This window comes from Pectobacterium versatile (genome assembly GCF_003932035.1).
Lineage (GTDB): Bacteria > Pseudomonadota > Gammaproteobacteria > Enterobacterales > Enterobacteriaceae > Pectobacterium > Pectobacterium versatile.
Genome location: NZ_CP034276.1, coordinates 116,009 through 131,397, shown reverse-complemented (window position 1 = coordinate 131,397; position 15,389 = coordinate 116,009). Strand labels below are relative to the sequence as shown.

General features: G+C 52.2%; 12 protein-coding genes. 5 read left to right on the top strand and 7 right to left on the bottom strand.

What is annotated here, in order from left to right:
• Positions 1-12 precede the first annotated feature (12 nt).
• Together EIP93_RS00550 and xylF are read right to left on the bottom strand one after the other, a co-directional pair.
• Positions 13-1,554 carry a xylose ABC transporter ATP-binding protein gene (locus EIP93_RS00550; protein ID WP_125233299.1) on the bottom strand — a complete coding sequence of 514 codons (1,542 nt, stop codon included), beginning with the start codon at positions 1,552-1,554 and terminating at the stop codon, positions 13-15.
• Between the two features lie 116 nt (positions 1,555-1,670).
• Positions 1,671-2,666 (bottom strand): D-xylose ABC transporter substrate-binding protein, encoded by a 996-nt coding sequence (xylF, locus tag EIP93_RS00545; protein WP_039546355.1) that lies wholly within the window; start codon positions 2,664-2,666, stop codon positions 1,671-1,673.
• A 475-nt stretch (positions 2,667-3,141) separates the two neighbouring features.
• On the opposite strand from xylF, the gene xylA reads away from it, so the two are divergent.
• Both xylA and xylB read left to right on the top strand, forming a co-directional pair.
• Positions 3,142-4,461, top strand: coding sequence for a xylose isomerase (xylA, locus tag EIP93_RS00540; protein ID WP_039546353.1), 1,320 nt, complete (start codon positions 3,142-3,144; stop codon positions 4,459-4,461).
• Between the two features lie 72 nt (positions 4,462-4,533).
• Positions 4,534-5,991, top strand: coding sequence for a xylulokinase (gene xylB / locus EIP93_RS00535; protein WP_105880069.1), 1,458 nt, complete (start codon positions 4,534-4,536; stop codon positions 5,989-5,991).
• A gap of 14 nt (positions 5,992-6,005) precedes the next feature.
• On the opposite strand, the gene EIP93_RS00530 is transcribed toward xylB, so the two are convergent.
• Both EIP93_RS00530 and exaC read right to left on the bottom strand, forming a co-directional pair.
• Positions 6,006-6,998, bottom strand: coding sequence for an acyltransferase (locus EIP93_RS00530; protein ID WP_125232123.1), 993 nt, complete (start codon positions 6,996-6,998; stop codon positions 6,006-6,008).
• Between the two features lie 195 nt (positions 6,999-7,193).
• On the bottom strand, positions 7,194-8,729 hold the full coding sequence (gene exaC / locus EIP93_RS00525; protein WP_125232122.1) for an acetaldehyde dehydrogenase ExaC: 1,536 nt from the start codon (positions 8,727-8,729) through the stop codon (positions 7,194-7,196).
• A 345-nt stretch (positions 8,730-9,074) separates the two neighbouring features.
• Here exaC and fdhD point away from each other — a divergent pair, with 345 nt between their 5' ends.
• From fdhD to EIP93_RS00510, 3 genes are all read left to right on the top strand, one after another.
• Complete coding sequence (fdhD, locus tag EIP93_RS00520; protein WP_125232121.1) at positions 9,075-9,908, top strand: formate dehydrogenase accessory sulfurtransferase FdhD; 834 nt, start codon at positions 9,075-9,077, stop codon at positions 9,906-9,908.
• Positions 9,909-10,143: 235 nt separating this feature from the next.
• Entirely contained in the window at positions 10,144-10,770 is a 627-nt protein-coding gene (gene sodA / locus EIP93_RS00515) for a superoxide dismutase [Mn] (protein WP_010284182.1), read from the top strand.
• A 299-nt stretch (positions 10,771-11,069) separates the two neighbouring features.
• On the top strand, positions 11,070-12,962 hold the full coding sequence (locus tag EIP93_RS00510; RefSeq protein WP_125232120.1) for a methyl-accepting chemotaxis protein: 1,893 nt from the start codon (positions 11,070-11,072) through the stop codon (positions 12,960-12,962).
• Between the two features lie 99 nt (positions 12,963-13,061).
• Here EIP93_RS00510 and EIP93_RS00505 read toward each other — a convergent pair whose 3' ends face one another.
• From EIP93_RS00505 to EIP93_RS00495, 3 genes are all read right to left on the bottom strand, one after another.
• A complete protein-coding gene (locus EIP93_RS00505; RefSeq protein ID WP_010296588.1) occupies positions 13,062-13,424 on the bottom strand; it encodes a YibL family ribosome-associated protein in 363 nt (120 codons plus the stop codon).
• A gap of 126 nt (positions 13,425-13,550) precedes the next feature.
• Positions 13,551-14,135: an MltR family transcriptional regulator gene (locus EIP93_RS00500; protein ID WP_164498020.1), complete on the bottom strand. Its 585-nt coding sequence runs from the start codon at positions 14,133-14,135 to the stop codon at positions 13,551-13,553.
• 99 nt (positions 14,136-14,234) lie between these two features.
• On the bottom strand, positions 14,235-15,383 hold the full coding sequence (locus tag EIP93_RS00495) for a mannitol-1-phosphate 5-dehydrogenase (RefSeq protein WP_119880100.1): 1,149 nt from the start codon (positions 15,381-15,383) through the stop codon (positions 14,235-14,237).
• Positions 15,384-15,389 lie beyond the last annotated feature (6 nt).

The following is a 15,389-nucleotide window of genomic DNA, read 5'->3' as shown; positions in this document are numbered from 1 at the left end:
ATATGTTGTTGTTCAGACTGCGATGTTTTCAGCACGATGTTCACTCCTCAATGCAGCTTCCATAACCTGTTCCTGGGTTAAATCACGATTGATCAAATCCGCTTTGATCCGCCCCTGATGCATCACCAATACCCGATCGCTCAACCCCAGCACTTCGGGCAATTCAGAAGAAATGACAATGACGGCAATGTGCTGTTTTACCAGCGCATTAATCAGCTTATAGATTTCGTATTTGGCACCGATATCAATGCCGCGCGTGGGTTCATCGAGAATCAGAATGCGGGGGTTCAACAGCAGGCATTTCGCCAGCACCGCTTTTTGCTGGTTGCCGCCGCTTAACCGGGCAATCGCCAGTTCCGGGCTGGACGTTTTCACCTTCAGGTTCGCCAGCGACTGCCGGATGATGTCCTGCTCACGGGCATCATCAAGCATGGAAAACGCCCCCGTGAATTGGTCGAGTGCCGCTAGCGTCATGTTCTGCGCCACGCTCATCACCGGGACGATGCCGTCCTTCTTACGATCCTCCGGCACCATCGCAATGCCCTGTGCCATCGCCTGTTGGCAGTTGCTGATGGTCACTGGCTTACCATCAATAAAGATGTCGCCCTGCCAATGGCCGTGATAGGAACCAAAGAGGCACTGCACCGTCTCCGTACGCCCCGACCCAACCAGCCCGGCAATGCCGAGAATTTCGCCTCGGTGCAGAACAAACGAGACATCATCCACCCGGCGAATATGGCGATTGACGGGATGCCAGGCGGTAAGGTGTTCTACGCGTAACACTTCTTCACCAATGACATGCGGTTCATTGGGATAAAGCTCCGTCAGCTCTCGCCCCACCATCATGGCAATGATCTGGTCCTCGCTCAGCTCGGTCGCCGGACGCGTATCAATCGGCTTCCCGTCACGAATCACGCAAATCACATCGGAAATGGCTTTAACTTCGTTGAGCTTGTGCGAGATATAGATACAGGCGATACCGTGATCGCGCAGATCCTGAATGATCTCAAGCAGGATAGCGGTTTCCCGCTCGGTCAATGAGGCCGTTGGCTCATCCAGCACCAGCAGACGCACCTGCTTGTTCAGCGCTTTGGCGATTTCTACCAGCTGCTGCTGACCTAATCCAAGTTCACCCACTTTGGTATTCGGGTCGACAGCCAGCTTGACCTGCTCCAGCATGCGCTGGCAGCGTAGATACATATTGTCGTAATCCATCACGCCAAAACGCGTCCACTCGTTGCCCAAAAAGAGGTTCTCCAGCACCGTCATCTCTTTCACCAGCGCCAGTTCCTGATGAATGATCGCGATGCCTTTTTGCTCCGTATCGCGAATATGGTTGGCGCGTAGCTCGTCACCCGAGAACACGATCTGCCCGTCATAGCTGCCATACGGATAAATGCCACACAGCACCTTCATTAAGGTGGATTTGCCAGAGCCATTCTCGCCACACAGCGACAAGACCTGGCCTGCCTCCAGCATCAGGCTAACGTTATCTACGGCTTTCACCGTGCCAAACGCCTTGGTGATGTTTTTCATTTCCAACAGATGCGGCATCATGGCCCCCGTGATTCAGGTGTCTCAGACCTCGTCAGCGACAGTGGCGAGCCACAACGGCATATCGTGGCTCGGTAAATTTCCTACATCCTGAAATCTATTGGCTGCGGCGTGCGTTAATACACATCCGCTTTTTTGTGGAAGCCATCGGCAATGACGGTGGAATCGATATTGGATTTATCGACGGGAATCGGAGTCAGTAAGAAGGAAGGAATATCTTTCAAGCCATTGTTTAATTTAGCGTTAGATTCCGGATTTTTATCGGAGCCGAGCGCCACGGCGATATCTGCGGCATCTTTCGCCAGCTTGCTGATCGGTTTGTAGACGGTCATCGTTTGCGTGCCTGCCACAATCCGTTTGATAGCCGCCAGATCGGCATCCTGACCGGAAATCGCGACTTTCCCTGCTAATCCCTGTGCAGCAAGCGCCTGAATCGCTCCGCCCGCCGTGGCATCGTTCGACGCCACAACAGCATCGATCTTATTGCTGTTCGCCGTTAGTGCATTTTCCATAATTTTCAGCGCGTTCTCTGGTAGCCAGGCATCAACCCACTGATCGCCGACCACTTTTATTTTCCCACTCTCGATCAACGGCGTGAGCACCTTCATTTGCCCCTGACGAAATAGCTTCGCATTATTATCGACCGGTGAACCACCCATTAAGAAATAGTTCCCGCCGGGCACCTTATCGACGAGATATTTCGCCTGTAGTTCTCCAACCTTTTCATTATCAAATGAAATATAAAAATCCACGTCCGCATTATTAATCATGCGATCGTAAGCAAGCACTTTTATTCCCTCACGTTTTGCTTCCGCAATAACATTACCAAGTACCTGACCGTTATAAGGAATAATAACTAATACATCGACACCGCGATTGATCATGTTTTCTATTTGAGAAATTTGCGTCGCTTCATTGCCGTTTGCTGATTGAACAAAAACATCAGCGCCCTGCTTTTTGGCTTGCTCAACAAAAAGATCGCGATCTTTCTGCCAGCGTTCAAGACGCAAGTCATCAATCGCCATGCCTATTTTAACGTCCTTCGCGAATCCGGGCTGACAAGCTAAAGTGAATACGGCACAAGCTGAGAGTAAAAAATGGTTAACTTTCATCATAGCGTACCTTTTTTTATTTAAGATGCAGGGCGATACCCTAAATAATTCGAGTTACAGGAAGGCGGCAAGAGAGGAAATCCCGATGAGCTTACACAAGTAAGTGATTCGGGTGACTGAACGCTGCCAACGCACATGTAACTTGAAGTATGACGGGTAAGACTCCAATAGCCAGATGAGTATTGTCGCTAAACATCCCCCCATCAATTACAGATTTTTATCCTCCAATTATGTTTTTTGGTTTAATTTCCGTTTTTTGATACGGGTCATATTTTATTGTCGAGTCACATTTTCATTTTGTTACCTATTGCGAAGCGTATTCAGAGTAAAACGCCGTTATTTTTGCGACACAGCGCACATTTAATAATTCTCTGAATTTCAGTGTGAAATAACGTAATTGAGGAAACACTCATCCACTCCGAAAATTAATCACATTCCCGTCTCTTCCGTCTGGGTGGTTTCTAAGGAGTTAACGATGCAAGCCTATTTTGAACAGATCGAAAAAGTTCGTTATGAAGGTAGCCAAAGCAACAATCCCTTCGCCTTTCGTCACTACAATCCCGATCAGGAAATACTCGGTAAACGTATGGCGGACCATTTGCGTTTTGCCGTCGCGTATTGGCACACGTTCTGCTGGAACGGCGCGGATATGTTTGGCGTTGGCTCCTTTTCCCGCCCGTGGCAGCAGTCAGGCGACGCGCTGGAGTTGGCAAAGCGCAAAGCGGATATCGCATTCGAATTCTTTCAAAAACTCAGCGTGCCTTACTACTGCTTTCATGATGTCGATGTCGCGCCAGAAGGGAATTCACTGAAAGAGTATCTGCATAACTTTGCGGTAATTACCGATGTGCTGGCGGAAAAGCAGCAGGATAGCGGCGTGAAGCTACTGTGGGGCACCGCGAACTGCTTCACCCATCCCCGTTATGGCGCAGGCGCGGCCACCAGTCCTGACCCAGACGTCTTTGCCTGGGCGGCCACACAGGTGTTCACAGCCATGAACGCGACCCAAAAACTGGGTGGCGAAAACTATGTGCTGTGGGGCGGGCGTGAGGGATATGAAACCCTGCTCAATACCGACCTGCGTCAGGAGCGTGAACAAATCGGCCGCTTCATGCAGATGGTCGTCGAGCATAAACACAAAATCGGCTTTCAGGGCACGCTGCTCATCGAACCGAAACCGCAGGAACCGACCAAACACCAATACGATTATGATGTCGCCACCGTTTATGGCTTCCTGAAACAGTTTGGGCTGGAAAAAGAGATTAAAGTCAACGTGGAAGCCAACCACGCTACGCTGGCAGGCCATTCCTTCCACCATGAAATCGCCACTGCTGTCGCGCTGGGCATTTTCGGATCTGTCGATGCAAACCGCGGCGATCCGCAGCTCGGCTGGGACACCGATCAGTTCCCTAACAGCGTGGAAGAGAACGCTCTGATCATGTACGAAATTCTCAAAGCGGGTGGCTTCACGACGGGTGGCCTGAACTTTGATGCCAAAGTTCGCCGCCAGAGCACCGATCGCTATGATCTTTTCCATGCGCATATCGGCGCGATGGATACGATGGCACTGGCGCTCAAGGCTGCCGCCAGAATGATTGAGGATGATAAGCTCAATCAGTTGGTCGCTAAACGCTATGCGGGCTGGAACGGGGAACTGGGTCAGCAAATCCTGCAAGGTAACGCCTCGCTGGAATCGCTTGCCCGGTATGCAGAAAGCCATCAACTGGCGCCACAGCACCAGAGTGGCCAGCAGGAATTGCTGGAAAATCTGGTTAACCGCCACCTCTTTGGCTAAAGCGATACACTCACTACGTCACACCTACTGTGACAGACTAAACCCTGTCGCAGAGGCTTATCAGGAGCCACTATGTATATCGGTATTGATCTGGGTACTTCGGGTGTTAAAGCCATCCTGCTGGATGAAGCTGGCGAGGTGGTTGCCAGCCATAGCGCTGCGCTGAGCATTTCTCGTCCGCACCCGCTCTGGTCGGAACAGGCACCTGAAGACTGGTGGCAAGCAACCGAGCAGGCGATACAGGCGTTGGCAGCCACGCACAGCCTTCGCGCCGTGAAAGCGCTGGGGCTGACCGGGCAAATGCACGGTGCCACGTTGCTGGATGCTCGCCAGAACGTGCTGCGACCCGCGATTCTCTGGAATGACGGACGCAGCGCGGCTCAATGCCGAACGCTGGAGCAGCAGGTGCCTACATCGCGCCAGATTACCGGCAACCTGATGATGCCGGGCTTTACCGCGCCCAAGCTGAAATGGGTGCAGGAAAACGAAAGCGACATCTTCCGCCAAATTGATAAAGTTCTGTTGCCGAAAGACTATCTCCGCTGGCGTCTGACAGAGGAATTTGCCAGCGACATGTCCGATGCGGCGGGAACGCTTTGGCTGGACGTCGCCAAACGAGACTGGAGCGACACCCTGCTGGAAGCCTGTGCGCTGAGCCGCAAGCACATGCCCACGCTGTATGAAGGCAGTCAAATTACCGGTTATCTGCGGCCTGACATCGCCAGCCGTTGGGGTATGGATCCCATCCCCGTCATTGCTGGCGGTGGAGATAACGCAGCAGGCGCGATTGGCGTCGGGCTGTATCAAACGGGTCAGGCAATGCTGTCTCTCGGCACATCCGGCGTTTACTTCGCCGTCAGTGACGGCTTTCTCAGCAATCCGCAACATGCCGTCCACAGCTTCTGCCACGCGCTGCCGAATACCTGGCACCTGATGTCTGTGATGTTAAGCGCCGCGTCCTGCCTCGACTGGGTCGCCCGTCTGACGCACGCGGAGAGCGTGCCTGCACTGTTGCAGGAAATCGCTTCGACGCCAGTCGACGACACGATAACGCCAGTGTGGTTCTTGCCCTATCTTTCCGGCGAGCGCACGCCGCACAATAATCCCGATGCCAAAGGCGCATTCTGGGGGCTCACCCATCAGCACGGCCGTGCTGAACTGGCAAAAGCGGTACTGGAAGGTGTAGGATTTGCACTTGCCGACGGCATGGACGCGCTGCATATGACAGGGCTCAAGCCCGATAGTATTACGCTGATTGGCGGTGGTGCACGTAGCGCATACTGGCGGCAAATGCTGGCAGATATCAGCGGTCAAACGCTGGAATACCGCACGGGAGGAGATGTTGGCCCTGCGCTCGGTGCTGCCCGTCTGGCGCAAATCGCCATGCATCCACATACGCCACTGGCAGAGCTCCTGCCGCCGCTGCCGCTGGAACAGGTTCATCAACCTGCCCCCCAGCGTCACGCCGACTATGCCGAGCGGAGGCGTACATTTAAGGCTCTCTACCAACAGCTTAAGCCGTTGATGTAAAAATTAATCCGTAGTCAGCTAACCCAGCGACGCACATCGACTTTCTGTAGCGCCATCGAAAGCAGCAGGCTGCCTGCCAGCGTGATGGAGAAAACATAGAAAATATCGAGAACCGGATGAGCGGGTAACATCACATCATGCGTACGCAGATAGTGAATGATCAACGCGTGGAAGCCGTAAATCGCCAGTGAATGGCGCGAAATGGTGGCAAAGCCCGGTAAAATCCGCTGGCTAAAGTAGTGCTTAAACACTACCAGAAGGCTGACCGCAGCCAAAAATACCAGCGGGCCACAGTAGATGTAAAACGTCTGGGTGAACGTATCGTTCAATAATGTATGGTGCTTTGTCCCCAGCGCAACCAGCGCGACACACGCAATGAAGAAGGGGATAGCCGCCAGCACGACTTTCTTTGGCACGTCCAACATGCCTAACGCGCGCCCCAGCGCGGCGTACAGCACGTAGTAAAACGTATCACCGTAAATATAGAGATTCACGGGCAGTAATTTAAAGCCTTCAAACTCCACTCGCCCCGTATTGGGGTTGGCGACAACGGCCAGCAAGATAATCAAGACGGCTAAATATTTACCTGATACCGGCTTGATGGTAATAAGCGGAGAAAGCAGATAAATCACGATAATGGCGTAGAAAAACCATAAGTGATAAAAGATCGGTTTTTGCAGCGCATGGTGCAGTGAATTCAGGCCATTAATCGGCGTGAGCGTCGCAATATAAATCAGCGCAACCGTACTGTAGAAAAGCAGGCATAAACCGATACGCAGAAAATGCTTCTTCCCCGCGCGACGTTCACCAAAGAATAGGTAACCCGAGATCATGAAAAACAGCGGAACGCAGACGCGCGAGGCAGAGTTCAGGATATTCGCCACATCCCAGTGTCCATCGCCCGGCGTGCCACCCGCGGTAATATAGTACGTTGTGCTATGAATCAGAACGACCATCATGCAGGCCAGCGCCCGCAGGTTATCAATCCAGCCGATCTTATCCATCATGCACAACCTCTTGAAAGCAAAGCGCTATTCAAAACAGCGTAGCCGTTGTTAAGCGCTGACACAATCAACTATCAATCATCAGCTATAACAACCGGGCAAATCCTAGTGTAAGGACGGCTTAATACGGAAAACGGTGTTGAGTTAAGTTATGCGCGCCGACGGTGGCAAGCGCGCAGGATCTTACGGAATATGGCGCTAGAACAGCCCCATCGGCTTATCAGAGTAACTCACCAACAGGCACTTGGTTTGCTGGTAGTGTTCCAGCATCATTTTATGGTTTTCACGCCCGATGCCGGACTGCTTGTAACCCCCAAATGCCGCATGCGCCGGATAGGCGTGATAACAGTTGGTCCAGACGCGGCCAGCCTGAATACCGCGCCCCATCCGGTAGGCGATATTGCCGTTGCGGCTCCATACGCCAGCTCCCAGACCGTATTCCGTATCGTTAGCGATCTCCAGCGCGTCATCCATCGTTTTGAAGGTCGTCACCGCCAGCACCGGTCCGAAAATTTCCTCCTGGAAGACACGCATACTGTTTTTACCGAACAATATCGTCGGTTCCAGATAGTACCCTTCCGCCAACCCGCCCAGCATCGCCTTGCGCTGGCCGCCCGTGAGCACGCGTGCGCCCTCTTTCTTACCGATATCAATGTAGTTAAGGATGGTGTCAAGCTGACCTGCGGACACCTGCGCGCCCATCATGGTTTTGCTATCCAGCGGGTTACCGATGCGGATCGCCTCAACGCGCTTGATTGCCCGTTCCATAAAGCGATCGTAGATAGATTCCTGCACCAGCGCGCGGCTCGGACAGGTACAGACCTCGCCCTGATTGAAGGCAAACAGCGTGAAACCTTCGAGCACTTTGTCAAAGAAGCTGTCTTCCTTATCCATCACATCGGCAAAGAAGATGTTCGGCGATTTGCCACCTAGCTCCAGCGTCACCGGCGTCACGTTCTGCGCCGCATAGCTCATGATCTGCTGACCCACCTCGGTCGAACCGGTGAATGCCACTTTTGCAACGCGTTTCGACGTCGCCAGGTATTCACCAATTTCGCTGCCCGACCCATTAACGACATTGATGACACCTGGCGGCAGCAGATCCTGAATCAGTTCCATCAAAATCAACACCGACATCGGCGTCAGTTTGGCGGGTTTCAGCACAATACAGTTACCGGCGGCCAGCGCTGGTGCCATCTTCCAACAGGCCATTAGCAGCGGGAAATTCCAGGGAATGATTTGCCCGACAACGCCGAGAGGCTCATGAAAATGATAGGCCACGGTATCGCCATCAATTTCGCTAATCCCCCCTTCTTGCGCGCGGATACAGGCCGCGAAATAGCGGAAGTGGTCAATCGCCAGCGGTACGTCTGCCCCGCTCGTTTCGCGTATCGGTTTACCGTTATCCCAGGTTTCCACCTGTGCCAGCAGCTCAAGATTCTGCTCCATCCGGTCGGCGATTCGGTTAAGCACCAACGCGCGCTCCTGCACCGACAGACCACCCCATTCCGCTTTTGCCTTGTGAGCGGCATCCAGCGCGTGATCAATATCTCGCGTTGACGAACTGGCCACTTCACAGAGCGGTTGGCCAGTTACTGGCGTCAAATTGACAAAATACTGACCAGCATCAGGTGGTACCCAAGCTCCGCCGATAAAATTGTCATAGCGTTTTTTCAGATTGAGAGAGCCGTATTCGCCAGACGCGGATCGGCCTTCGAGATTATCGTGCGCCATTTCAGTCTCCTTTTCATTTCCGGGTGAGCGGCCATGCCGCAGTGAAAAAAGAGGCAAACAGTAAGCAGTTAAATTAAGCCTATACGGGGTATGGGGTTCGCGACAGGATTCGGCCAGAGAAGAAGGCAACTCTTCGAGTTGACGCACAGTTTCTTGCGAGAAAAAGTCGCGTCCCTTCAGGCGTGGTGAGGTATACCCTAAATAATTCGAGTTTCAGGAAGGCGGCAAGAGAAGGAATCCCGATGAGCTTACTCAAGTAAGTGATTCGGGTGACTAAACGCAGCCAACGCACATGCAACTTGAAGTATGACGGGTATAATACTTTTAATTTCCAGGGTTACTAACATGCAGGTATTTCAGGTGGAAGGGGTTCATTTACCAGCGGATGCCGCCCTTGAAGGCGCAACGCAACATTCAGTCTATCATCCCGATTCTCTGCATCAGCCACAGTCTGACTGGCTGGCGGAAGAGGTGCCCGTTGCGTTGGTTTATAACGGCATATCGCATGTCGTTATGATGGCCTCACCGAAGGAACTGGAGCAGTTCGCACTCGGGTTTTCCTTGTCTGAAGGCATTATTCAATCACCGGCTGATATCTACGGCATTGATGTACAGACCGCCTGTAACGGTATCGAAGTACAGATTGAGCTTTCGAGCCGACGCTTCGCTGGACTAAAAGAGCGACGCCGGGCGATGGATGGTCGCACAGGCTGCGGCGTATGTGGCGTAGAGCAACTTGCGGAAATCGGCAAACCGATCGCACCGCTGCCCTTCACGCAGACATTTTCCCTTAGCAAACTTGAAAACGCGCTGGTGCGGCTGCGTGATGTGCAGAAGATCGGCCAAGTGACAGGCTGTACTCACGCCGCAAGCTGGGTCGCGCCAGACGGCACGCTGTCTGGGGGGAGTGAAGACGTCGGCCGCCATGTCGCGCTGGATAAACTGCTGGGCACCCGAGCGAAACAAGGGTGGCAGAAAGGCGCTGCGCTAGTTTCCAGCCGGGCCAGCTATGAGATGGTCCAAAAATCCGCCATGTGCGGCGTGGAAATCTTGTTTGCTGTCTCAGCGGCCACCTCACTGGCCGTAGAGGTCGCACAGCGCTGCAACCTGACACTGGTCGGTTTTTGTCGGTCGGGACATGCGACTATCTACACGCATCCACAGCGTTTGAGCGCGTAAGAGACACCACCAGAGTCGCGGCGTTTTGCAGGCGAAGGGCATAGATTAATTTGTTTTTACATAGTGCAATAACGACATAAGCGTTTGTTATCATGAAGTAAAGCAATCTGACTCATGCCACCCATTCGAGAATAATCATTTTCAATATCATTTAATTAACTATAATGAAGGTATTGCTTACGCGGTACTAACAACACAGTGCCGTAACATTTTTTTTACCATGGAGATGCTAAACATGAGTTATTCACTGCCATCGCTGCCTTATGCTTATGACGCACTGGAACCGCATTTCGACAAAGAAACGATGGAAATTCACCATTCCAAACACCATCAGGCTTATGTCAATAATGCTAACGCCGCGCTGGAATCTCTGCCTGAACTGGCTAAATTGTCTGCTGAAGAGCTGATCGCTCAACTGGACAAAGTTCCTGCGGAGAAAAGAACGGCACTGCGTAACAACGCGGGTGGTCACGTTAACCATAGCCTGTTCTGGAAAGGCCTGAAAGTCGGCACGACGCTGACTGGCGACCTGAAAGCGGCCATCGAACGTGATTTCGGCAGCGTTGATGCGTTTAAAGAGAAATTTGAGCAAGCAGCAGCAACCCGCTTCGGTTCTGGCTGGGCGTGGCTGGTACTGAAAGACGACGGCAAACTGGCCGTCGTGTCTACTGCAAACCAAGATAGCCCGCTGATGGGTGAAGCCGTTTCTGGTGCGTCTGGCTACCCAATCGTCGGTCTGGACGTATGGGAGCACGCTTACTACCTGAAATATCAGAATCTTCGTCCAGCTTATGCTAAAGCATTCTGGAACGTGTTGAACTGGGACGAAGCTGCTGCGCGTTTCGCTAGCGCGAAAAAATAAAGCCGTTGAGTGCCTGATACCATCAGGCCTCTTCTGCATTTGAATATAAACTGGAATAACAGTCTGTTATTCCAGTTTTTTATTATCCCTACCTCGATGCCGAGCAGCATGTACGTTGGCATTCCTCTCTCACTGGCGCATAAAGTTTCGGAGTAACGTGCCGATATCTATTGCAGGTTTTTATCATGTTATTGTGCAGGGATAAGCTTGGTAAGCGGTAATCCGAGATGCTAACACCGCTAAATACGTGTGCATCAGGATAGTGAATTCGACTCAATACGATATAGTGGTGGGATGTGATGACGATGAATTTTGATAATCTAAAAGTCGGTAAAAAATTAGGATTAGGTTTTTTCCTGATTCTGCTGATGACCATGGTAATTGCCGGTGCGGGCATTATGCATATTGGCTCGCTGAAAGACAGTATTGATAAAGTGAATTTAAGCAACAATATCAATGATGAAATTAACCAGGCTAAATATTACCGCGCATTATACGGCACCACCTATAATCCTGATGATATAAAAAAGAACGTTGAACACATTGCCAATGTCAGTAAACTCGCTGAAAAAGCAAAAGAATTTAACTGGCCGGAAAGCGACGCCAAGAAAATAGCCAATATCCCAACATTAATTACCAGCTATCAGGAAAAACAAAGTAATTATATTAATGCAGTGGGAAAAAAGGATGCCGTCAGAAAAAGTTGGAATATATCAACGACGGAAAAACCGCTAGAACAGCTCAACGATCAATTAAAGACAGACAATAACAGTACTACTCTTCAATTATTACTTTCTGACCTGAACCAAAAACTGATTGCCGTCCGCTACCACGTTCGTGGGTTATTACTGACTACCAATAAAGAATCTGAAGAAAAGCTGACGGATGCCATCAACGCAGCACAAACGTCATTGACCTTCCTGTATCAAAGCCTGTCTGCCGAACAGCGTGAAACACTGACGCCCGTTCTAGCAATAATGAACAACTATGAAGAGCAGGTTCTGGCCTATATGCCGGCCTATGAAGAAGAAATAGCACAAGCGGGGCAAATGCGGGCGGTTGCGGATCAGTTGAATAGCGTCATCGCATCGCTGCTCAACGATCAGTTGGCTGCTTCACAGGAAGACATTCGCAGTGCCACGCTGCAAATGATCATCGCAGCGCTCATTACGCTACTGCTTGGTCTGTTGATTTCCTGGTTTATTTCACGTCAGATCACGACACCGCTTGGCAACACATTGAGCATGGCTGAAAAAATCGCGACAGGCGATCTCACCATGTCCATCAACACAACGCGTAAGGATGAGCTGGGTCAGTTGATGAGTGCAATGTCGAAAATGAATGACAACCTGCACAATATGATCGATGACATTCGCGTCGGTGTCAGCCAGATTTCTAACGCGTCCAGCGAGATCGTCGCGGGTAATACGGACCTGTCATCACGTACCGAGCAACAGGCCGCTGCCGTTGAGCAAACTGCCGCCAGCATGGAGCAGCTCACCGCGACGGTTAAGCAAAACGCAGATAACGCACACCACGCTAACAAGCTGGCAATCAGCGCATCTCAAACCGCAAAACAAGGCGGCGAGCAGGTGAATAATGTGGTGCAAACCATGACGGCGATTGAGAGCAGTTCTAAGCGTATCGCGGAAATCACGTCCGTCATCAATAGCATCGCCTTCCAGACTAACATTCTGGCATTGAACGCCGCAGTCGAAGCCGCCCGCGCCGGTGAACAAGGCCGCGGCTTTGCTGTGGTTGCCAGCGAAGTCCGTAGCCTTGCCCAGCGTAGTTCACAGGCCGCGAAGGAAATCGAAGGCCTGATCTCTGAATCGGTTACCCAGGTATCACGCGGAGCGACGCTGGTTGGCAATGCCGGTAAAACGATGAATGATATCGTCATCTCTATCACGCAGGTGCATGACATCATGGGTGAAATTGCTACCGCATCGGATGAGCAAAGTCGCGGAATCAGCCAAGTTAGCCAGGCAATTGTTGAGATGGACAGCACTACGCAGCAGAACGCCGCACTGGTTCAACAATCCTCTGCTGCTGCCGATTCGTTGGAAGAGCAGGCGAGACTGCTGAAGCAGGCGGTTTCCGTCTTCCGTCTGGCAAACTCGCAGCATGATGACACCCCAGCGGGTATCGCGTTTGCCGACCAAACGCATCGTCTGCACGCGCCGCGCTAATATCAACACCACAACGTACTAAAAACGACAAAGCCCCTGTTAAACAGGGGCTTCATCAACGAATCTATCACCAGCATCGGTCTGCGCAGAGAAGAAACCTCAGAACGGTTTCGGCGCGAAGCCTGTCATCTCTTTTAAATCCATCTCGCGCCCCAGTGCCGTCATCGGGTGCACTACCACCAAACCGCGAACGCTTTTCTTCAACGTCCCCATATCAGCTTGCTCTTTTTTAGTAATCGCACGTTTGAAAGGCAGGTTCGCCAGTTTCTGCGCTTCTTTGCTGAGTTTCTGTTCTCTCACGTTACGCAGGCGCTCGATTTCAGCCGTCAGCTTCTCGCAGGCCTCCAGATTGAGGGTGATTGCTTCAGCATCACCTTGTTCCAGCAGCGTGGTCTGCTTACGCGTCAGCTTATCCAATTGGTCGCTAAGGCGTTTGATCTCTGCTTTTTCCTGCTCTTTCATAAAAGATAACCTATATAACGGGAGAATAATGCGGGGCACAGCATACACTATACGCTAAATAATTCGAGTTGCGTGAAGGCGGCAACCGCATGACATGACGCAGTGGCGTAATAAAGCGGAATGGGATTAAAACGCCTTTTTCAGACTGATTTGCGCAATCAATGTGGTCAGGGATAGCACCAGCGTGGAACGCACCATCTGCTGATAACGCTGCCGCTGCATACTCACCAGAAGCGGATCGGCGGCATCTGCCCCCGGCGGCAAGGCGGGTTCTGTAGGCAACGCCGCCACGCAGTGCAGCTCGCCGATAGGCCCCAGAATTTCATCATCGGTAAAACGGTAATGCCGATCGTCATGTGCCAGTTCTTCGCCCAGCGCCATTAACAGTTCCGCATCTTCGTACTCTTTACGGCTGATCATTCCCAGGCCATAAATCAGCTTCAGGCGCACGGAAAGGTCGCCCAGCGGGCCCGTTCCCGTCATCAGGGGTTCAACGGCATATTTCACTGCGTAGTCGTCTTTACGGAAAACCTGCAACATCAGGATACTGACCGCTTCCGCCAACAACTCAACGGCGCAGAGCATAAAGTCGCGCACGGTCTTCCCTGAGTTCAGCGCTTCCAGAACCCGGTTTTCAAACGCCTGTGTTTCTTCCATCGTCACTTCTCGACCCTTTAACCCCGCCCACAGCCTACCCCATCCCGGCAGCATGCTTACCGGCAGGTGTGGCGACATCCTATCCCCGACGTCGCCCGTATACCTTACACCGTGTCGAAAAGACCACACCTGCCTGATGACGAGAGACGCCGATTACTGCATGGCGTTATACACATTCACTGCTTGCGCGACAACCTCGCTGTCAGCATCTAGACCAGAAATCTGCACCAGCGCCGCCTGCGGCCCCTGAGTACGGATTAACTCAGCCAGTTCCAACGCCTGCGGATCCTGTTTACTGCGATAATGCATCGCGGCAGCAATGCCGGTAATCAGGTTGTCATGCGGCAACTGGTATTCCAGCGTGCCGAGCAGCGGCTTGATCAAACGGTCGCCTGCGCTCAGCTTGCGCAGCGGCTGGCGGCCAACGCGCTCTACGTCATCGTGCAAATGCGGGTTTTCAAAGCGGCTGAGAATCTTGTTGATATAGGCGGCATGCTTATCAGCATCAAAACCGTAGCGCTTGATGAGTACCGCACCGCTCTCTTCCATTGCGCCTTTGACCACGGCTCTGACTTTCGGATCGAGAATCGCATCGCGAATCGTTTGATGACGCGCCTGCTGGCCGAGGTAGGCCGTAATCGCATGACCGGTGTTCAGCGTGAAGAGCTTACGCTCAACAAACGCCATCAGATTGTCGGTCAGTTCCATACCGGGAATCGCTGGCGGCTCACCGCAGAACTGGGTTTTATCGACAATCCATTCGCTGAAGGTTTCTACCGTCACCGCCAGCACATCGTCGCTACCGGCTTCGGAAGGGGGAACGATGCGATCCACGGCGGAATCCACAAATCCCACATGCTCGACAACCCATTCCTGATGGCCTTCCGGCAGCAGTTTCAACACATGCTGTTTTAACTGGCTGGTGCCACGCACCATATTTTCACAGGCGATAATGTTCAACGGCCGGGTATTGCCGTCGTTATGACGCTTAACCAGCCCCTGAGCGATAGTTCCGGCGATTTTTTCCAGAATCTGCGGCCCCACAGCGGTCGTCACCAGATCGGCTACAGCGATCAGCGCAACGGCATCCTGGCTGCCGCTGTGAACGGCACTCACGTTGCTGACGGTATCAACCTGCGTGTTATCACCGACAATCCGCACCGTGTAGCTTGTGCGGCTGTTCAGGGCATCCAACAGCGGCTGATTGACGTCAGCGAATGTCAGTTCGACGTTGGCATCGGCCAACAATTTCCCAATAAACCCACGGCCAATATTACCCGCGCCAAAGTGTAATGCTTTCATGAGACA